Annotated in this window: 14 protein-coding genes; 8 read left to right on the forward strand and 6 right to left on the reverse strand. The window is 70.7% G+C overall.

Going from position 1 to position 18506, the window contains the following annotated elements:
- Positions 1–2 precede the first annotated feature (2 nt).
- Positions 3–677, forward strand: a complete 675-nt coding sequence (locus tag ABZU75_RS13160; RefSeq protein ID WP_355553117.1) for a metalloregulator ArsR/SmtB family transcription factor — start codon at positions 3–5, stop codon at positions 675–677.
- A gap of 162 nt (positions 678–839) precedes the next feature.
- Here ABZU75_RS13160 and ABZU75_RS13165 read toward each other — a convergent pair whose 3' ends face one another.
- Together ABZU75_RS13165 and ABZU75_RS13170 are read right to left on the reverse strand one after the other, a co-directional pair.
- A complete protein-coding gene (locus ABZU75_RS13165; RefSeq protein WP_355553120.1) occupies positions 840–3017 on the reverse strand; it encodes an SDR family NAD(P)-dependent oxidoreductase in 2178 nt (725 codons plus the stop codon).
- 35 nt (positions 3018–3052) lie between these two features.
- The gene (locus ABZU75_RS13170) at positions 3053–3766 is read right to left on the reverse strand and encodes a TetR/AcrR family transcriptional regulator (protein WP_355553123.1); all 714 of its coding nucleotides are present in this window, start codon (positions 3764–3766) and stop codon (positions 3053–3055) included.
- A gap of 170 nt (positions 3767–3936) precedes the next feature.
- Here ABZU75_RS13170 and ABZU75_RS13175 point away from each other — a divergent pair, with 170 nt between their 5' ends.
- Both ABZU75_RS13175 and ABZU75_RS13180 read left to right on the forward strand, forming a co-directional pair.
- Positions 3937–5463: a protein kinase gene (locus ABZU75_RS13175; protein ID WP_355553126.1), complete on the forward strand. Its 1527-nt coding sequence runs from the start codon at positions 3937–3939 to the stop codon at positions 5461–5463.
- Between the two features lie 42 nt (positions 5464–5505).
- Positions 5506–6234 (forward strand): maleylpyruvate isomerase family mycothiol-dependent enzyme, encoded by a 729-nt coding sequence (locus ABZU75_RS13180; protein ID WP_355553129.1) that lies wholly within the window; start codon positions 5506–5508, stop codon positions 6232–6234.
- A gap of 49 nt (positions 6235–6283) precedes the next feature.
- Here ABZU75_RS13180 and ABZU75_RS13185 read toward each other — a convergent pair whose 3' ends face one another.
- The 4 genes from ABZU75_RS13185 to chvE form a co-directional block, all read right to left on the reverse strand.
- Positions 6284–7321, reverse strand: a complete 1038-nt coding sequence (locus tag ABZU75_RS13185; protein ID WP_355553132.1) for a TerC/Alx family metal homeostasis membrane protein — start codon at positions 7319–7321, stop codon at positions 6284–6286.
- A 121-nt stretch (positions 7322–7442) separates the two neighbouring features.
- Complete coding sequence (gene mmsB, locus ABZU75_RS13190; protein ID WP_350956768.1) at positions 7443–8690, reverse strand: multiple monosaccharide ABC transporter permease; 1248 nt, start codon at positions 8688–8690, stop codon at positions 7443–7445.
- Positions 8691–8697: 7 nt separating this feature from the next.
- Positions 8698–10206 carry a multiple monosaccharide ABC transporter ATP-binding protein gene (mmsA, locus tag ABZU75_RS13195; protein ID WP_355553184.1) on the reverse strand — a complete coding sequence of 503 codons (1509 nt, stop codon included), beginning with the start codon at positions 10204–10206 and terminating at the stop codon, positions 8698–8700.
- A gap of 95 nt (positions 10207–10301) precedes the next feature.
- Positions 10302–11438, reverse strand: a complete 1137-nt coding sequence (chvE, locus tag ABZU75_RS13200) for a multiple monosaccharide ABC transporter substrate-binding protein (RefSeq protein WP_350915129.1) — start codon at positions 11436–11438, stop codon at positions 10302–10304.
- A gap of 550 nt (positions 11439–11988) precedes the next feature.
- On the opposite strand from chvE, the gene ABZU75_RS13205 reads away from it, so the two are divergent.
- From ABZU75_RS13205 to araB, 5 genes are all read left to right on the forward strand, one after another.
- Positions 11989–12978, forward strand: coding sequence for a LacI family DNA-binding transcriptional regulator (locus ABZU75_RS13205; RefSeq protein ID WP_355553187.1), 990 nt, complete (start codon positions 11989–11991; stop codon positions 12976–12978).
- A gap of 242 nt (positions 12979–13220) precedes the next feature.
- Positions 13221–14738, forward strand: coding sequence for a sugar ABC transporter ATP-binding protein (locus ABZU75_RS13210; RefSeq protein WP_355553137.1), 1518 nt, complete (start codon positions 13221–13223; stop codon positions 14736–14738).
- Positions 14735–15784, forward strand: a complete 1050-nt coding sequence (locus ABZU75_RS13215) for an ABC transporter permease (protein ID WP_355553140.1) — start codon at positions 14735–14737, stop codon at positions 15782–15784. Before ABZU75_RS13210 ends, ABZU75_RS13215 begins: the two co-directional genes overlap by 4 nt.
- Positions 15781–16767 carry a galactofuranose ABC transporter, permease protein YjfF gene (yjfF, locus tag ABZU75_RS13220; protein WP_355553143.1) on the forward strand — a complete coding sequence of 329 codons (987 nt, stop codon included), beginning with the start codon at positions 15781–15783 and terminating at the stop codon, positions 16765–16767. Before ABZU75_RS13215 ends, yjfF begins: the two co-directional genes overlap by 4 nt.
- A gap of 52 nt (positions 16768–16819) precedes the next feature.
- The gene (araB, locus tag ABZU75_RS13225) at positions 16820–18496 is read left to right on the forward strand and encodes a ribulokinase (RefSeq protein WP_355553146.1); all 1677 of its coding nucleotides are present in this window, start codon (positions 16820–16822) and stop codon (positions 18494–18496) included.
- Positions 18497–18506 lie beyond the last annotated feature (10 nt).

The following is an 18506-nucleotide window of genomic DNA, read 5'->3' on the forward strand; positions in this document are numbered from 1 at the left end:
TCATGGCGGAGTTTCCCGAGGAACCGATCTACCGGCAGCTGGCCCGGATCGGCAGGACGCTGGCCAGTCCGGTGCGGCTGAGGCTGCTCGACGTGCTCGACCAGGGAGAGTGCACCGTCGAGCAGCTGTCCGAGGAGGCGGACATCCCGCTGAAGAACACCTCGGCCCAGCTGCAGCAACTCCGCGCGGCTCACCTGGTGACGAGCCGCAAGGCGGGTACCCGGGTCTACTACCGGCTGGCCGACGAGCGGGTCTCGCGCTTCCTGGGCGAGCTGCAGGACTTCGCCGCGGAAAGGCTCGCCGATCTGCGGGAGGCGGTGTCCGAGCATCTCGGCGAGGTCGCGGTCCTGGAGGCGGTGACCGCCGACGAGCTCGCCGGACGTCTCGACGACCCCGACATCGTGATCGTCGACGTCCGCTCGGCCGCCGACCACGCCCGCGGCCATGTGCCGGGGTCGGTGTCGATTCCGCTGGCCGAACTGCGGGACCGTCTCGACGAGCTGCCCAGGGACATGGAGATCGTGGCCTACTGCGGCGGCCCCTACTGCGTGGTCTCCCCGGAGGCCGTGCGCCTGCTCCGCGACCACGGCTTTCCGGCGCGCCCGCTGGACGGCGGGCTCACCCGCTGGCGACGCACGGGGAGACGACTGCAGACCGGTTCCGCCACGGCCCGGTAACGGGCCCGCGGCCGAATCGTCGGAGTAGATCACTACCGTTCCCGGCATGTTCGGTTCGCAGCAGCGGGCTGCTCTGTCGACTGCCGGGACGAAGGTCCCCGCGCCGGCCTCTTCGCGGCGGGTGGTCGTTGGTTCCGGGCGGTGAACGGTGCCGCTCTCCGGCTAGCTCCGGTGCCGGCGCAGCATGCCCGCTGCGAGGGGGGCGTCTGCGAAGTCACCGGCCGCCATGCGGGCGGCGACGGTGCGCCGGACGAGACGGTCGGCCAGGGCGGGGGCGTGCCTGCCCACCATCATCTCGACACGTCCCCGGCGGGTGGTCGCCACGTCACGGGGGGCGCGGCGGGCGGTGACCGCGCGGACGATCGCGTCGACCACGCCCTCGACGGGTTCCGGCCGAGACACCGCGTCCAGGGAGAGCCCGGCCTGTTTCGTGCTGTCGTGGATTGGGCTGCGGACCATGCTGGGGTAGACGGTCGTCACGCCGACGTGCGTGCCGACCTCAAGACGGAGCGCGTCGGCGTAGGCCGCGAGCGCGCGCTTGGAGACGCCGTACGCCGCCGCCAGCGGCAGCGGCAGGACCGCCATCCGTGAGGCGATGAAGACCACCTGCCCCCTGGCGCGTACCAGGTGGGGCATGACCGTCGCCGTCACGCGCCAGGCGCCGAGCAGGTTCAGCCGCAGCTGCGCCTCCACCTCGTCGCCCGGGGCGAGTTCGGCCGGGGCGGGCCCGCCCCGGCCGGCGTTGTTGATCAGCAGGTCGATGCCGCCGAGCAGGGCCGCGGCCTCCGCCACCGCGGCGTCGACGGACTCCTGGGAGGTGATGTCGCACGCGATGATCGGTATGTCGGGGCGGGCGGTGGGACGGACGACGTCCAGGCCGACCACCCGCGCGCCCTGGGCGGTGAACCGCGCGCTCATCGCCCTGCCGAAGGTGCCCGCCGCGCCGGTGACCAGGATCCGGCGCCCGGCCAGCGCGCGCGCCGGGGACGGGCGCAGCTCGCGGTTCACGACGCGGAGGTACTGGTCGACGTCGATCCGCATGTGGGGCCTGCGCTGTCCCCAGCGCCCCCGCGCGGCGTCGAGCTCGGCCGAGGCGATCCTCCGCGCGCTCTCCGGATCGGGCAACCGATGGGTTCCGGTCCGCACGGCGGCCACCAGGCGGCCCTGCGCCTCGACGACGGGCAACGCCGAGCCGGTCGACTGCATCAGCCCGACGTAGCTGATCGAGTCGTCGCCGATGGGGAAGACGTGGCGGTAGAGCAGCAGGCTCGCCGGGTCGGGCACCGTGTCCGCGTCGAGGAACGGGGTCACGGCCCGGTAGCCGGTGCACCACACGATGTGGTCCACCTCGTCCGCCTGTCCGTCGGCGAAGTGGACCCGGGAGCCGTCCAGGCGGGTGACGCCCTGCCGCGCGAGAATCCTTCCTCTCGCGATCAGCTCGGGAACGGAGTCGCTCAGGGTCGGGTGGTCCTGGAGCACACCCTGACGGGGGGCGGGGAGGCGCGGCCCGGCGGGTTTCCGGTCGGCGACCCTGAGCACCGCCTGGGAGACCACCTGGCGCACCCGCCAGGGGAGCAGGGCGGCGAGGGCACCGTTGAGCTGGTCGGAGGGGCGGCCGAGCAGCCGTTTGGGCAGCACCCAGACACCGCGCCTGGCCGAGAGCAGCACGGTGGACGCGTGGCCGACGAGCTCGGCGGCGATGTCCATCGCGGAGTTGCCGGTGCCCACGACGAGCACCCGCTTCCCGGCGAGCTCGGCGGGGGTGACGTAGCCGTGCGCGTGCGACTCGGTGCCGGTGAACGTCCCCGGGTACGGCGGTTCGGGGTGGCGGGGCTCGTGGTTGTGGCCGTTGGCCACCACAAGATGCTCCACCGTCTCGAGGTACGGCCCGTCGGGGCCGGTCAGCGCCAGCTCCCAGCCGTCGCCGGCACGCCGGGCCGATTCGAGCGTGGTGGCGAACCGGAAACTCTCGCCGACCCCGAAGTGCTCGGCGTACGACCGCAGGTACTCCAGCATCTGGGCGCGGGTCGGGTAGTCGGGCCACCCGGCGGGCATGGGGAAGTCGGAGAACTCCGTGCGCGGCTTGCTCGTGTTGAGGCGGAGACCCTCGTAGGACGCGGTGTCGGCGTCCAGCCGCCACAGGCCGCCGAGGGAGGTGGCACGCTCGACGCCGAGCACCGGCAGGCCGGCCTCGATGAGGGCCTTGGCCGCGGCTATGCCCGCGGCGCCGCCACCGACGACGGCGGTCACTCCCCGGCCAGGCGCACCGGCGGACACCTCCTCGGCCGGCGCTCCGGTGCTTCCGGCGGTCACTCCCCGGCCCGGTTCCGCTGAGCTCATCCGCTGCCTCCCATATTCCATCGAATGATGGAATATTAGCCGTCCGCGGCGCCCGCGCCAGGGGGTGCGTAGAGCCGGTCGACGAAACGGTGGGCGTAGGCGCGGAACTCGCGCCTCTCGCGATCCGCGGCCACCGGGTCGCCCCCCCGGGCGGTCAGGGCGGCCAGGGCGGTCACGTGGCCGTGGGCCGCCCAGACCAGGCCGCGCACGGTGATGTGCGGCGTCGGCTCGACGAGGAGGCCACGGGTGGCCGCCTCCAGCAGGGCCCGCTCGATCTCGCCGTAGATCGGCAGCGAGTACGCCTCGTCCAGCGACAGGTGGAGGCTGGGGTCCAGCCACCGGCGCAGCCACAGGAACGTGGTCTGGGGGTGGTCGTCGAGGAAGTCCACGAACGCGTCCACCAGGTCGTGCATGGCGCCCACCACGTCGGCCGCCGGTCCGGAACGCGCCGCGGCGAGGAGGGCGCGCACCGGCGGCGTGAGCGTCGCCCGCTCCAGCTCGAAGACGCGGGCGAAGCAGGCGTCGTACAGCGACGCCTTCGAGGGGAAGTGGTGGTGCACGCTGGAGACGTCGATCCCGACCCGGGCGGCGATGTCGCGCATGGAGACGCCGTCGGCCCCGTGCCGGGCGAAGAGGTCGGTCGCCGCCGCGAGGATGCGGTCGGAGGTGGACGGCGCGGACCTGTCCCTGGGCGGGCGTCCCCGGCGGCGGGCCGGGGGTGCGGAGACGTCTTCCTCGCTCTTCCTCATGCCGGACAGTCTGGCCGCGATGCCCCTACCTCGCAATCCATCAATGAGTGGATTGGCAAGGAAAGCGGCGGGTCCGGGGGAACCGGAACGCGATCTTGTCCTGCGATCCCGGCGAGGCACCCCTACAGTGGTGTGCCAATTGCCGGGTTCGGAGTTGATGGCGGGAGATCATGGGGGTTTGGGAGGGGGCGGCCGTGGTGCTCGCCGGGCGGTACCGGCTGGACGAGCTGATCGGCCGCGGCGGCACGGGCGAGGTCTGGCGCGGTTACGACCTGCGCCCCGGCTGGCCGGTGGCGGTCAAGATCCTGGCACCGCAGGTGGCCGACGCCGCGGTGCGCGAGAGGTTCGCCAGGGAGGCCAGGACCGCCGCGCGCATCGTCCACCCCAACGTGGTGACCGTGCTCGACATGGGCGAGCACGAGGGCCGCCCGTACCTGGTGATGGAGTTGCTGACCGGCCGGGATCTCGCCGCCGAGCTGGCCGAGCGCGGACCGCTGAGCGTGGCCGAGACGTGCCGCCTGGCGGGGCAGATCGCGCTCGGGCTGGACGCCGCGCACCAGGCCGGGGTCGTGCACCGCGACGTCAAACCGGCGAACCTGCACCTGGGCGCGGGCGGGGCGCTCAAGGTCGTCGACTTCGGTACGGCCAGGGTCGCGACCGAGGCCGCGATGCGACTGACCTCGGTGGGCACCGTCATCGGCACGGCCGCCTACCTGTCGCCCGAGCAGATCCGCGGCGAGCCTGGAGCCGCGGCCGCCGATCTGTACGCGCTCGGCTGCGTCTGCTACGAGCTGCTCTGCGGGCGGCCCCCGTTCGTCGGCACGGCGACGGAGGTGATCTCCCAGCACGTCGGCGCCCGGCCGGACCCGCCCGGCCGCTACCGGCCCGGCATCCCGGCGGAGCTGGAGAGGCTCGTCCTGGCCCTGCTGGAGAAGGATCCCGCCGCGCGGCCCACCGGGGGAGAGGTCGTCCGCGGGCTCCTGGCCGCGGCGCCCCGCAGGACGCCGCACGCGTCCGGGCCCCCGGCGCCGACCTCCGTCCTGCCCTCGGTGCCTCCCGTCCCCGAAGGGAAGGACGGCTCGCCGGTGGAGGCGTGGGTGGGGCGTGCCACGAGGTTCCTGCGGGAGAGCCCACCCGGCATGTTCGTCGCGATCCTGCTGGGCGTGGTGGCCCTGCCGGTGCTGGTGGCCCTGTGGGCGTCGGCCTCGCCGGATCCGGTGGGACAGGGCACCGCGGCGGTGCCACCCGCGATCACGTCGGCGGCGCCCCCGGAGCGGTCCGCGCCCGCGTCGCCCACACCGGCCGTCTCGCGGAGCGCGTCCGCGGCGCCGTCCCCCGCGCCCAGCCGGACCGCGCCGGCGGCGGGCGGATGGCAGGCGCGCCTGGCGGCCCTGGGACAGGCGGTCACCGCGCAGGAGCTTCAGGGGGGAATCGACCCCAAGACGGCCCGCAAGGTCCGCGAGAGGATCGTCAAACTCGCCGGGAAAATCCAGGAGGGCGACAACGGGAAGGCCCGTGACGAACTGCGCAAGCTCGGCCGTGAGCTGAGCGAGGCGCAGCGGAAGGGCAGGATCGCCTCGGAGGGGCCGCTCGTCGACTTCCTTCGAACCTCGGGGCTCACCTCCCAGGTGGACGGCCAGGTGGACGGTGACCAGTCCGGGCCGCTTCATCACAGCAGCGACGACGACGATGACTAGCGTGGGGCGGGGACGCCCGTCGTTCCCGGGTACTGCTGATGTATGACCGCAGAATCGAAGGATCCGCTGGCGGATCTCAACCCGTTCGACATATTCGACACCGAGGCCCTCCGCCTTGACCGCTTCTTCTCCGGGCTCGACGCGGAGGGCTGGCGGCGCCCTTCGCGGGCGGGGGGCTGGTCGGTCCGCGACGTGCTCGGGCACCTGGCGGGGGAGGAGCTGTACAACCACGCCTGTCTGGACGACGACATCGACGGGTTCGTCACGATGCTCAGGAGCGAGGGCGTGGAGGGCGGTTTCAACGCCTTCAACGCCTGGTGCGTGGAGCGCCGCCGTGACGTTCCGGTCGAGGAGGTGCTCCAGGAGTGGCGGCGCGAGAACGGGGAGACGCGCGAGCGGATGCGCGAGCTCGGCCGCGACGCCTTGCTGCCGACCCTCGCGGGACCGTACCCGGTGGGGTTGCAGACCTTCCACTACGACTCGGAGTACGCCACCCACGCCGACGACGTCGGCGCGCCCGTCGCGGAGGACGAGGAGGACGAGCGGGTCTGGTGGCGGGCGAGGGTGGGCGCGTTCGCGCTCGCGGAGCAGGGGTCGAAGGTCCAGGTCGAGCTGACCGCCGACGGGATCTGGGTGCACGCCTACGACATGAGCGAGCAGCTGGGGCCCCCGGCGTTCGTGGCGGCGACCGTCGGCCGCCTGCCGGACGACCACCCCGTCGACCATCCCCTCGACCGCAGGCTCAGGGCCGCCCTGCGCTGTCTGGCCTGAGCTTTCGGCGCTCCCCCCGGCACGTTCGTCCGGGTGTTCCCGCCGGGCCTCAGCGGTCGTCCTGCCCCTGTCGCCCCTCGCCCTGGCCACCGTTCCTGTCCTTGCGGCGCATCCGGTGCAGGGTGCCCGCCCGCGCGCGCTCCTCGGGGTGGGCGCGCACCCTGCGCAGGCTGAAGACGACGGTGACCAGCAGCACCAGGAAGATCACTACCAACGAGAGCGGGGTCGGGATCTCGGGGAAGGACGTGGAGACGTCCTCGTGCAGGAAGGCCAGGATGAGCTTCAGGCCGATGAAGCCGAGGATGACCGCCAGGCCGATCGACAGGTAGACCAGACGCTCCAGCAGGCCCTCGATCAGGAAGTACAGGGCGCGCAGCCCCAGCAGCGCGAAGGCGTTGGCGGCGAAGACGATGAGCGGGTGCGTGGTGACGCCGAAGACCGCCGGAATGGAGTCGAGGGCGAACAGCAGGTCGGTGCTTCCGATGGCGAGGAAGACCACGAACAGCGGGGTGACCATCCGCCTTCCGTCCTCGCGGACGACGAGCTTGCCGTCATGCAGGTTCTCGGTGACCGGGAGCGCCTTCGAGACGAAGCGGATCAGGGGGTTGCTCTCGATGTCGGGCTCCTCGTTCCGGTGCCGGACCAGCTGGATCGCCGTCCAGATCAGCAGCAGGCCGAAGAGCAGGAATGTGAAGGAGAAGAGGCTGATGGCCGCCGCGCCGACCGCGATGAGGACGGCGCGCAGCACGAGGGCGGTGGCGATCCCGAAGAGCAGCACCTTCTGCTGGTTCTCCGGGGGCACGGAGAAGCGCGCCATGATGATGACGAAGACGAAGAGGTTGTCGACGGAGAGGCTCTTCTCCACCAGCCACCCGGCGAAGTACTCGGCCGCGAGCGCCGACCCGGCCAGCCACCACAGGACCAGGCCGAAGGCGATGGCCACGCCGATGTAGAAGACGCTCCAGGCGGTGGCCTCGCGCATGCCCACGGCGTGTGGCCGGCGCGCCGCCACCACGAAGTCGAGGACGAGCAGCGCCATCACCAGAACGACGACCGCGATCCACACGCCTATCGAATCGATCGCCATCCGTGTCCCCTCCAGCCGGTGAGAATCCTCGCTTACCCTCAGGTAAGGGGGTCCACACCCGGGAGCCACCGGGCAGCTCGCCGTCCCGCGCGACGGACGCGGGCGCGTGAGGGGAGCGGGGTCAGCGGGCCGAGCCGGCCCGGCGTTTGGTCCAGACGTCCAGGGCCACGGCGGCGAGCAGGACCAGGCCCTTGAAGAGCATGACCCGCTCGCTGGGCGCGCCGATCAGGGACATGCCGTTGTTGATCACGGCCATGATGAGGCCGCCGGTGAGGGCGCCGACCACCTTGCCCACCCCGCCCTGGACCGCGGCACCGCCGATGAAGGCGGCCGCGATGGCGTCCAGCTCGAAGCCGTTGCCCGCCGTCGGGCCGGCCTGGTTCAGCCGCCCGGCGAAGATGATCCCGGCGAGCGCGGCGAGCACCCCCATGTTGACGAAGATCCAGAACGTGACGGACTTCACCTTGATGCCGGACAGGCTCGCGGCGTTCAGGTTGCCGCCGATGGCGTAGATGTGGCGGCCGAAGACCGCGCGGTTGGTCAGCAGCGTGTAGCCCAGCACCAGGATCGCCAGCAGCACCAGCACCCAGGGCAGGTTCTTGAACCTGGCGAGCTGCACGATGACCACCATCACCACCGCGGCGGCGGCGCCGATCTTCAGCAGGAACAGGGGCAGCGCGTCGACCTTCTGCCGGTAGCCCAGCCGTGCCTGGCGGGCCCGCCACTGGGTGCCGGCGATCCCGGCCACCGCGGCCAGGCCGACGAGCAGAGTCAGCAGGTCGGCGCCGCCGAGCGGGCCGAGGCCGATGTTGCCGAAGAAGCCGGGCACGAAACCGTTGGCGAGGGTCCGCACCTCGTCGGGGAAGGGGCCGATGCCCTGGTTGCCGAGCACGGTCAGGGTCAGCGCCCTGAAGACCAGCATTCCGGCCAGGGTCACGATGAACGCCGGTATGCCGAAGTAGGCGATCCAGTAGCCCTGCCAGGCCCCGATCAGCGCACCCGCGACCAGCGTGATCAGGATCGCCAGCGGCCAGGCCACGTCCATGTCGACCATCAGCACCGCCGCGATCGCGCCGGTGAGTCCCACCACCGAGCCCACGGAGAGGTCGATGTGACCGGCGATGATGATCAGGATCATGCCGATGGCCAGGATCAGAACGTAGGAGTTCTGCACCATGATGTTGGAGATGTTCTGCGGGCTGAGCAGCTCTCCGTCGGTCAGGATGGAGAACAGCACGATGATCAGCGCGAAGGCGATGTAGATGCCGCTCTGTCGCAGGTTGACGGAGAGGCGGCCGGCGGGCGTCTTCGCGGGGACCACCGGAAGGCCGCCGCTCGGTGGCGCTGTCTCACGGGTCGGGACCTCCATCGTGCCCTTACTCCTTTTCCTTGGTCATGAGCTGCATGAGCCGTTCCGGGGTGGCCTCGGCCCGGGGGACCTCACCGGTGATGCGACCGGCGGACATGGCGTAGATGCGGTCGCAGACGCCGAGCAGCTCGGGGAGCTCCGAGGAGATGACCAGGATGGCCTTTCCCTGGTCGGCGAGCTGGTTGATGATCGAGTAGATCTCGTACTTGGCGCCCACGTCGATGCCGCGGGTGGGCTCGTCGAGGATCAGCACGTCGGCGTCGGTGAAGATCCACTTCGACAGCACCACCTTCTGCTGGTTGCCGCCGCTGAGCTTCCCGGTGACCGACAGCACGCTGGGAGCCTTGATGTTCATGCTCTCCCGGAAGCCGTCGGCGACCTGGTACTCCTTGTTGTCGTCGACCCAGCCGCGCCTGGCCAGCTTCCCCAGCGCGGCGGCCGACACGTTCCGCTTGATGTCGTCGATCAGGTTGAGGCCGTACCGCTTGCGGTCCTCGGTGGCGTACGCGAGCCCGTGGCCGATCGCCTCGCCGACCGTGCGGAGCTGGATCTCCCCGCCGTTCTTGTAGACGCGGCCGGAGATGCCGACCCCGTAACTCCGGCCGAACACGCTCATCGCCAGCTCGGTGCGGCCGGCGCCCATCAGGCCGGCCAGGCCGACGATCTCGCCGCGGCGCAGCGTCAGGTTGGCGCCGGAGACGACGACGCGGTCGTGCTGGCTGGGGCTGTGCACCGTCCAGTCCTCGATCCGCAGCGCCTCCTCACCGATCCTCGGCTCGTGCGGCGGGAAGCGGTGTTCGAGGTCGCGGCCCACCATGCCGGCGATGATGCGCTCCTCGGTGACCCGGTCGCCCCGCATGTCCAGGGTCTCGATCGTCCGGCCGTCACGCAGGATCGTGGTGGAGTCGGCGACGGCCTGGATCTCGTTCAGCTTGTGCGAGATGATCACCGAGGTGATGCCCTCCTCGCGCAGCCCGCGCAGCAGGTCGAGCAGGTGCGCCGAGTCCTCGTCGTTGAGCGAGGCGGTCGGCTCGTCGAGGATGAGCAGTCTGACCTGCTTGGACAGCGCTTTGGCGATCTCCACCAGCTGCTGCTTGCCGACCCCGATGTCCATCGAGCGCGTCACCGGGTTCTCGCGCAGCCCGACCCGCTCCAGCAGTTCGGCGGCCTCGGCGTTGGTCCGGTTCCAGTCGATCAGGCCGCGGCTGGTCCGCTCGTTGCCGAGGAAGATGTTCTCGGCGATCGACAGGTACGGGCTGAGCGCCAGCTCCTGGTGAATGATCACGATGCCGTGCTTCTCGCTGTCCCTGATGTCGGAGAAGCGGCACGGCTCGCCGTCGAAGAAGATCTCGCCGTCGTACGAACCGTGCGGGTACACGCCGGACAGGACCTTCATCAGCGTCGACTTCCCGGCGCCGTTCTCCCCGCAGATCGCGTGTATCTCGCCCCTGCGTACCGCCAGGTTGACGTCCTGCAGGGCTTTGACGCCCGGGAACGTCTTGGTGATCCCGCGCATCCGGAGTATGTCGTCGGTCAAGCCGTCCGCCTCCTCGGCGTCCTCGGGGAGCCCCGCCACCCCCGCGGACGCCCGCGGGGGTGGCGCCGGTGCTCCTACTTGAGCTGGTCTTCGGTGTAGTAGCCGGAGTCGACGAGGACCTTCTTGTAGTTGTCCTTGTAGACGATCACGGGCTCCAGCAGGTTGGACGGGACGACCTTGTTGCCGTTGTCGTAGTCCTCGGTGTTGTTCACCTCGGGCTTGCCGCCCTTGAGCACCGCGTCGGCCATCTCGACGGTGACGGCGGCCAGCTCGCGGGTGTCCTTGTAGATCGTCGCGTACTGCTCACCCGCGATGATCGACTTGACCGAGGCGACCTCGCCGTCCTGGCCGGTCACGATCGGGTACGGCTGGCCGGCGGTGCCGTAGCCGCTGCTCTTCAGCGCCGACAGGATGCCGATGGACAGACCGTCGTACGGGGAGAGCACGCCGTCGACCAAGGTGTCGCCGGAGTAGGACTTGGTGATCAGGTCCTCCATCCGCTTCTGCGCGGTGGCCGGGTCCCAGCGCAGGATCGCGACGGTCTTGAAGTCGGTCTGGCCGCTCTTGACGACCAGGGTGCCGGAGTCGATGTACGGCTTCAGGGTCTCCATCGCGCCGTTGTAGAAGAAGGTGGCGTTGTTGTCGTCCGGCGAGCCGGCGAAGATCTCGATGTTGAACGGGCCCTTGGCGTCGCCGTCGGAGCCGTCCTCCTTCTTCAGCTTCAGGCCGACCAGGAGCGAGGTCGCCTGCTGCACGCCCACCTTGAAGTTGTCGAAGGTGGCGTAGTAGTCGACGTTCGGCGAGTTGCGGATGAGCCGGTCGTAGGCGATCACCGGGATCTTCTTGTCGGCCGCCTGCTGGAGCTGCGTGGTGATGGCGGTGCCGTCGATCGAGGCGATGATCAGCAGCTTGGCGCCCTTGGTGATCTGGTTCTCGATCTGGTTGACCTGCGTGGGGATGTCGTTCTCCGCGTACTGCAGGTCGACCTGGTAGCCCAGCTTCTCCAGGGCGCTCTTGACGTTGTCACCGTCGTGGATCCAGCGCTCGGAGGACTTGGTCGGCATCGTGACGCCGACCAGGGTGTCGGCGGGCGCCGCGGAGGCGGCCTCCGACGCGCCCTGGTCGACGGTCTTGACGCTTGAGCCACAGGCCGTCACTCCCATGGCGAGAGCCAGGCTCACCGAGAAGGTGACCAGCTTCGCGAACTTCATCGAATACCTCCAGTGTGGGGGTCCGGGGTCCTGGCCGGGGGAGGGCCGCGGGAGAGGTGGGAGGCGGCGCGTCCCGGGAGCGGGCGGCGCGTGCCGCCACCGGGGCGCGTTCCTTCGGGGCCGTGCCCGCGGCGATGCGGGAGCGAGCCGTGACCCGGCTCGCTCCACCGTCCATGAGCAGGTCCGTGAGCAATTCCGTGAGCATTTTGTGAGCGTTCACAACGACGGCGCGGGACTCCGCGGAGATCCGGCCGGCTGTGTGACGAGACATCAAATGCCTGAGTCGGTCGGCTGTCAACCCCCGGGCGGTCAGGAGTCCTCGCGTCATGAAGACCTTCCCGGAGGAGATGTGAGCGTTAACAACGGGGGTATGGGACAGTTAAGGGCGTGATGACGGTGCCGTCAAGTAGACGTTAACGAATGGTTCCCGTGTAACCAGACTGCAATGTGGCGGGTGCTTGACGCGAGGTGTTGTTAGCGCTCACAGTCTGTGCCAAGCCACCAGAAGGAGCCGACCGTGAGCCCGAGCCACGAGCGCCGCCCGCCGGTGATGGCGGATGTCGCCACGAAGGCCGGCGTGTCGCACCAGACGGTCTCGCGCGTGCTCAACGATCACCCCAACGTCCGTGCCGAGACCCGCGCCCGGGTGCTGGCGGCGATCCACGAGCTCGGCTACCGGCGCAACATGGTGGCCCGCGCCCTGGTCACGAGGCATACCCGCACCCTCGGCGTGGTCAGCTTCGACACGACCCTGTACGGGCCGGCGAGCACCGTGTACGGCATCGAGCAGGCCGCCAGGTCGGCGGGTTACTTCGTCAGCATGGTCAGCCTCAAGACCATCGACACCGCGGGGGTGCGCGACGCGCTCGGCTACCTGGCCGAGCAGGGCGTCGACGGCATCGTGGTGGTCGCGCCGCAGCGCTCGGCCGCCCCCGCGCTGGCCGACGTGCCCACCGACATCCCCGTGGTGGCCGTCGAGGGCGGCCACTCCGGCGACGTGTCGGTGGTCAGCGTCGACCAGGTCCACGGTGCCCGGCTGGCCACCAGGCACCTGCTCGACCTCGGCCACGAGACCGTCTGGCACATCGGCGGCCCGCCGGACTGGCTGGAGGTCGAGGGACGGATCGAGGGCTGGCGTGACGTGCTGGTCTCCGCGGGCCGTCCGATCCCCGAACCGCTACCCGGTGACTGGAGCCCGCGCTCCGGCTACCAGGCGGGTCTGCGCCTGGCGGCGGTGCCGGGTGTCACCGCGGTGTTCGTCGCCAACGACCAGATGGCGCTCGGTGCGCTGCGGGCCTTCGCCGAGCTGGGAGTGCGGGTGCCCGAGCAGATCAGCATCGTGGGGTTCGACGACATCCCGGAGTCGGAGTTCTTCACCCCGCCGCTCACCACGGTCAGGCAGGACTTCGGGGCGGTCGGGAGATGGAGCATCGAACTGCTGCTCAGGCAGATGGAGGCGGGCGCGGAATGGTCCCACGAGCGGCACGTCGTTCCGCCGAGGTTCGTGGCCAGGGCCAGCACCGCACCGGTCCACGCGTGACGCGAACAAGCCCGCCCGTTGATGTTAGCGTTAACGGCCAGACGAGTCCCAGCGAACCCCACCGACACCGGACGCCCGGCCGGCGGACCCGGTCGAGCAGGTCGCGGCGGGCCGGCGGATGCCGGCCCGTACGAAGACGATCCTCACGCGGGAGCGGGCCGGAACGGCGCCGCCCACCCGCCGCAACTGACCCGGCGGGCCGCCTCGCGGGCGGCCCGTCTCCTGGGAGGAAAGGGAGTCGCATGGCCGCACCCGACCCGATCCTGCGGATGATCGGGATCAGCAAGGAGTTCCCCGGCGTCAAGGCGCTGACCGGCGTGGACTTCAGACTCCTGCCGGGGGAGGTGCACGCGCTGATGGGAGAGAACGGCGCGGGGAAGTCGACGCTCATCAAGGTGCTCACCGGCGTGTACGACGTCGACGCGGGCGAGATCGAGCTGGCCGGCGCGCCGGTCGCCTTCGCCGGGCCCCTGGCGGCGCAGCGGGCCGGGATCAGCACGGTCTACCAGGAGCTCAACCTCTGCGCGAACCTCTCGGTGGCCGAGAACATCTTCATCGGGCGCGAGCCGCGCCGCTTCGGCCGCATCCGGTGGGGGGAGACGCGGCGGCGCGCGGCCGAGCTGCTCGCCAGGCTCGACCTCGACCTGGACGTCTCGGCGCCGCTGTCCTCGTACTCGCCGGCCGTGCAGCAGATGGTGGCGATCGCGCGGGCCGTCGACATCTCCGCGAACGTGCTCATCCTCGACGAGCCGACCTCCAGCCTGGACGCGGGGGAGGTCGCGCAGCTGTTCGAGGTGATGCGGCGGCTCAAGGACGAGGGGATCGCCATCATGTTCGTCTCGCACTTCCTCGACCAGGTCTACGAGATCGCCGACCGGATGACGATCCTGCGCAACGGCCGGCTGGTCGGCGAGTACCTCACCGCCGAGCTGAGCCAGGTCGAGCTGGTCGGCAAGATGATCGGCAATGAGCTCGCCGACCTGGCACGGCTCGACGAGAAGCCCAAGGACCTGGCGCGGACCGGCGACGTGGTCATCGAGGCGAGGGAACTCGGCAGGGCGGGGGCCGTGCGGCCGTTCACGCTCTCCATCCACCAGGGCGAGGTGGTGGGCCTGGCCGGGCTGCTCGGCTCCGGCCGCACCGAGATCGCCCGCCTGCTCTTCGGCGCGGACCACGCGGGAACCGGGGAGGTGGCGATCGACGGTACGCCGGTCTCGCTGCGCACCCCGCGCGCCGCGACCGCCAGGGGAGTCGCCTTCTGCCCGGAGAACCGGCGGACCGAGGGCCTGATCGCCGACCTCACCGTACGGGAGAACATCGTGCTGGCCCTGGCGGCGGCGCGCGGCTGGGCCAGGCCCATACCGCGCCGCCGCCAGGACGAGCTGGTGGAGAAGTACATCGGCGCGCTGCGGATCAACCCTCCCAATCCCGAACAGCTCGTGCGCAACCTCAGCGGCGGCAACCAGCAGAAGGTGCTGCTGGCCCGCTGGCTCATCGTCGAGCCACGGCTGCTCATCCTGGACGAGCCGACCCGCGGTATCGACGTCGGGGCCAAGGCCGAGATCCAGCGCCTGGTCGTCTCCCTGTCCGACGGGGGCATGGCCGTGCTGTTCATCTCCGCCGAGCTGGAGGAGGTGCTCCGTCTCAGCCACCGGGTCGGCGTGCTGCGCGACCGGCACCTGGTGGCGCAGCTGCCCAACGACGACGACCTCACGGTCGACGTCCTCATGGAGACGATCGCCAGCGGAGCCCGCCCATGAACCGTCTCGCCAGGCACCGCCTGCTGTGGCCGACGCTCGTTCTCGTCCTGCTGCTGGCGACCAACGTCGCGTTCACCGACGGCTTCCTGTCGGTGCAGATGAAGGACGGCCACCTCTACGGCAGCCTCATCGACATCATCCGCTTCGGCGCGCCGCTGATCCTGGTGGCGGTCGGCATGACACTCGTCATCGCCACCGGCGGCATCGACCTGTCCGTGGGATCGATGGTGGCCATCTCCGGGGCGCTCGCCTGCCTGCGGATCAGCGAGCTGGACGACCAGAACGCGGTGGGCGGCGTCCTCGCGGCGATCGGCCTGGCGCTGGTGCTCTCCCTGGTGCTGGGGGTGTGGAACGGGTTCCTGGTCGCCGGGATCGGCATCCAGCCGATCATCGCGACGCTGATCCTGATGGTCGCCGGGCGGGGGCTGGCCCAGCTGGTCACCGACGGCCAGATCATCACCGTCAACAGCGTGCCGTACAAGCTGGTGGGCGGCGGCTACTGGCTCACCGTGCCCTTCTGCATCCTGCTCGTGCTGGTCGTGCTCGCGGTGACCGCCTTCCTCACCCGGCGCCTCGCCCTCGGCCTGCTCATCGAGTCGGTTGGCGGGAACGCCGAGGCCAGCCGCCTGGCGGGCATCCGCTCCCGGGGCCTGATCATCGTGGTCTACGCGTTCTGCGGCCTGTGCGCCGGCATCGCGGGGCTGATGATCAGCTCCAACGTGTCCAGCGCCGACGGCAACAACGCCGGGCTCTGGATCGAGCTCGACGCGATCCTCGCGGTCGTGATCGGCGGCACCTCGCTCGCGGGCGGCCGGTTCTCGCTCGGCGGCACCGTGCTCGGCGCGCTCATCATCCAGACGCTGACCACCACGATCTACTCGATCGGCGTGCCGCCGGAGACGACACTGCTCTTCAAGGCGCTCGTCGTCACCCTGGTCTGCCTGCTGCAGTCACCGACCTTCAGGGAGAAGGTGTTCCACCGCCGAGGACGTGGCGCTCCACCCGCGTCCACCGGCGCCGACACGAAGGTGAGGGTCGCCATATGACCAGCCTGGGCGTGCTTTCGCCGAACCGGTCGATCCCCCGCAAGTACCTGCCGGTCCTGGTGACCGGCGGGCTGTTCCTCGCGATGTTCGTGGCCGGCGGTATCCGCTACGAGGGCTTCGCGTCCGGGCAGGTGGTGCTCAACGTCTTCATAGACAACGCGTTCCTGCTGGTCGTGGCGGTCGGCATGACGTTCGTGATCCTCACCGGCGGCATCGACCTGTCGGTGGGGGCGGTGGTCGCGCTCGCCACGATGATCTCGGCGAGCCTGGTGACGGACGGGGGCTGGCCGCCCGCGCTGGTGATCCCGCTGGTGCTGGCGGTCGGCGCGGTGCTCGGCCTCGCCATGGGCTGCGTGATCCACTACTTCGACATCCAGCCCTTCATCGTGACCCTGGCCGGCATGTTCCTGGCCAGGGGGCTCTGCTACACCATCGGCACCGACTCGATCTCGATCACCGACCCGACGTACACCGGCCTCGCCCAGGCCAGGATCGACCTGCCGGGCGGCGCGTTCGTCTCGCCGAGCGTGCTCGTCGCCGTCGTGGTGATCCTCGCCGGAGCGTACGTGCTGCACTACACCCGGCTGGGCCGCAACGTCTACGCGACCGGCGGCAGCGAGCAGTCGGCGCTGCTCATGGGCCTGCCGGTGGCCAGGACGAAGATCGCGGTCTACACGATCAGCGGATTCTGCTCCGCGCTGGGCGGCGTGCTGCTCTCCTTCTACATGCTGTCGGGCTACGGGTTGCACGCGGTCGGCATGGAGCTGGACGCGATCGCCGCGGTCGTGATCGGCGGCACGCTGCTGACCGGGGGGTACGGCTACCTGCTCGGCACCGTGCTCGGCGTGCTCGTCCTCGGGCTGATCCAGACGATCATCAGCTTCGAGGGGACCCTCAGCTCCTGGTGGACCAAGATCTTCATCGGCCTGCTGCTCTTCGCCTTCATCCTGTTGCAACGCCTCGGTGCGGCGCGGCGCACCTGAACCCCCCGGCTCCCGCGCGGGAGCCCTACCCCGTCGAGGTCCTGGAGATTGTGTGAACGCTAACAATGACCGCTACGTGGTCGGTGTCGACTTCGGCACGCTGTCCGGCCGCGCCGTGGTGGTGCGGGTGAGCGACGGCGCCGAGGTCGGCACGGCCGTGCACGAGTACGCACACCGGGTGATCGAGGAACGGCTGCCCGGCAGTGCCGTGCGGCTGGGCCCCGACTGGGCGTTGCAGTCGCCCGAGGACTGGCGGCAGGTGCTGCGCGTGGCGGTGCCCGGGGCGGTGGCGGCGGCCGGGATCTCCCCGTCACGGGTCGTCGGCCTGGGCACCGACTTCACCGCCTGCACCGTACTGCCCGCCACCGCGGACGGCACCCCGCTCTGCGAGGTCGACGGGCTCGCGGAGCGCCCGCACGCGTGGCCGAAGCTGTGGAAGCACCACGCCGCGCAGCCGCACGCCGACCGGATCAACGCCGTCGCCGCGCGCAGGAAGGAGGCGTGGCTGCCCCGCTACGGCGGGAAGATCTCCGCGGAGTGGGCCTTCGCCAAGGGCCTGCAGGTACTGGAGGAGGACCCGGAGGTCTACGGCCGCGCCGAGCGCTGGATCGAGGCCGCCGACTGGATCGTCTGGCAGCTCACCGGCGTGGAGACCCGCAACGTGTGCACCGCCGGGTACAAGGCCATCCACACCGGCGACGGCTACCCCTCGGCGGAGTTCCTGGCCGAGCTCAACCCGGCCTTCGCCGGTTTCACCGCCAAGCTCGGTCAGGAGCTGTCGCCCCTCGGCGGTCTCGCGGGCCGGCTGGACGCCCGCGCCGCGGCCTGGACCGGACTGCCCGAGGGGGTGGCGATCTCGGTCGGCAACGTGGACGCCCACGTCACGGCCGCCGCCGCCGACGCCGTGCGGCCCGGTCAGATGGTCGCCATCATGGGCACCTCCACCTGCCACATCATGCCGTCCGACGCGCTGGCGGAGGTGCCCGGCATGTGCGGTGTGGTGCGCGACGGGATCGTGCCGGGACTGTGGGGATACGAGGCGGGCCAGTCGGGTGTCGGCGACATCTTCGGCTGGTTCGTGGAGACCTCGGTGCCCGGCTCCTACGAGCGGGAGGCCGAACGGCGCGGGCTCACCGCGCACGAGTACCTCACCGAACTCGCCGCCGCGCAGAGCGTCGGGCAGCACGGCCTGGTGGCACTCGACTGGCACAACGGCAACCGCTCGGTGCTGGTCGACCACGACCTCTCGGCCGTACTCGTCGGCCAGACCCTCGCGACGAGACCCGAGGACACCTACCGGGCGCTGATCGAGGCCACCGCGTTCGGCGCCCGCGTGATCGTGGAGACCTTCGAGGACTCCGGGGTGCCGGTGACCGAGTTCGTCGCCGCGGGCGGCCTGATCAAGAACCGGTTCCTGATGCAGGTCTACGCCGACGTGCTGCGCCGCCCGATCTCGGTGATCGGCTCGGAGCAGGGATGCGCCCTGGGGTCGGCCATCCACGCCGCGGTCGCCGCCGGGGCCTACCCGGACATCACCGCGGCCTCGGCCGCGATGGGCAGGCGCGCCGAGGCCGTCCACCTGCCCGACGCCGGGCGCGCCGACGCCTACGACCGGCTGTACGCCGACTACCGCCGCCTGCACGACCACTTCGCCGACGGGGAGATGCTGCACGGCCTGCGGGCCCTGCGTAACGAGGCGAGCACATCAGAGAAGAAGGAGGACGCGTGACCCAGCGAGA

This window comes from Streptosporangium sp. NPDC005286, from assembly GCF_040607515.1.
Taxonomy (GTDB): Bacteria; Actinomycetota; Actinomycetes; order Streptosporangiales; family Streptosporangiaceae; genus Streptosporangium.

What these genes read in the sequence shown, in the direction of transcription:
- ABZU75_RS13160 (WP_355553117.1), top strand. Translation starts at nt 3, where the DNA reads ATGGCGGAGTTTCCCGAGGAACCGATCTACCGGCAGCTGGCCCGGATC.
- ABZU75_RS13165 (WP_355553120.1), bottom strand. Translation starts at nt 3,017, where the DNA reads ATGAGCTCAGCGGAACCGGGCCGGGGAGTGACCGCCGGAAGCACCGGA.
- ABZU75_RS13170 (WP_355553123.1), bottom strand. Translation starts at nt 3,766, where the DNA reads ATGAGGAAGAGCGAGGAAGACGTCTCCGCACCCCCGGCCCGCCGCCGG.
- ABZU75_RS13175 (WP_355553126.1), top strand. Translation starts at nt 3,937, where the DNA reads ATGGGGGTTTGGGAGGGGGCGGCCGTGGTGCTCGCCGGGCGGTACCGG.
- ABZU75_RS13180 (WP_355553129.1), top strand. Translation starts at nt 5,506, where the DNA reads ATGACCGCAGAATCGAAGGATCCGCTGGCGGATCTCAACCCGTTCGAC.
- ABZU75_RS13185 (WP_355553132.1), bottom strand. Translation starts at nt 7,321, where the DNA reads ATGGCGATCGATTCGATAGGCGTGTGGATCGCGGTCGTCGTTCTGGTG.
- mmsB (WP_350956768.1), bottom strand. Translation starts at nt 8,690, where the DNA reads ATGGAGGTCCCGACCCGTGAGACAGCGCCACCGAGCGGCGGCCTTCCG.
- mmsA (WP_355553184.1), bottom strand. Translation starts at nt 10,206, where the DNA reads ATGCGCGGGATCACCAAGACGTTCCCGGGCGTCAAAGCCCTGCAGGAC.
- chvE (WP_350915129.1), bottom strand. Translation starts at nt 11,438, where the DNA reads ATGAAGTTCGCGAAGCTGGTCACCTTCTCGGTGAGCCTGGCTCTCGCC.
- ABZU75_RS13205 (WP_355553187.1), top strand. Translation starts at nt 11,989, where the DNA reads ATGGCGGATGTCGCCACGAAGGCCGGCGTGTCGCACCAGACGGTCTCG.
- ABZU75_RS13210 (WP_355553137.1), top strand. Translation starts at nt 13,221, where the DNA reads ATGGCCGCACCCGACCCGATCCTGCGGATGATCGGGATCAGCAAGGAG.
- ABZU75_RS13215 (WP_355553140.1), top strand. Translation starts at nt 14,735, where the DNA reads ATGAACCGTCTCGCCAGGCACCGCCTGCTGTGGCCGACGCTCGTTCTC.
- yjfF (WP_355553143.1), top strand. Translation starts at nt 15,781, where the DNA reads ATGACCAGCCTGGGCGTGCTTTCGCCGAACCGGTCGATCCCCCGCAAG.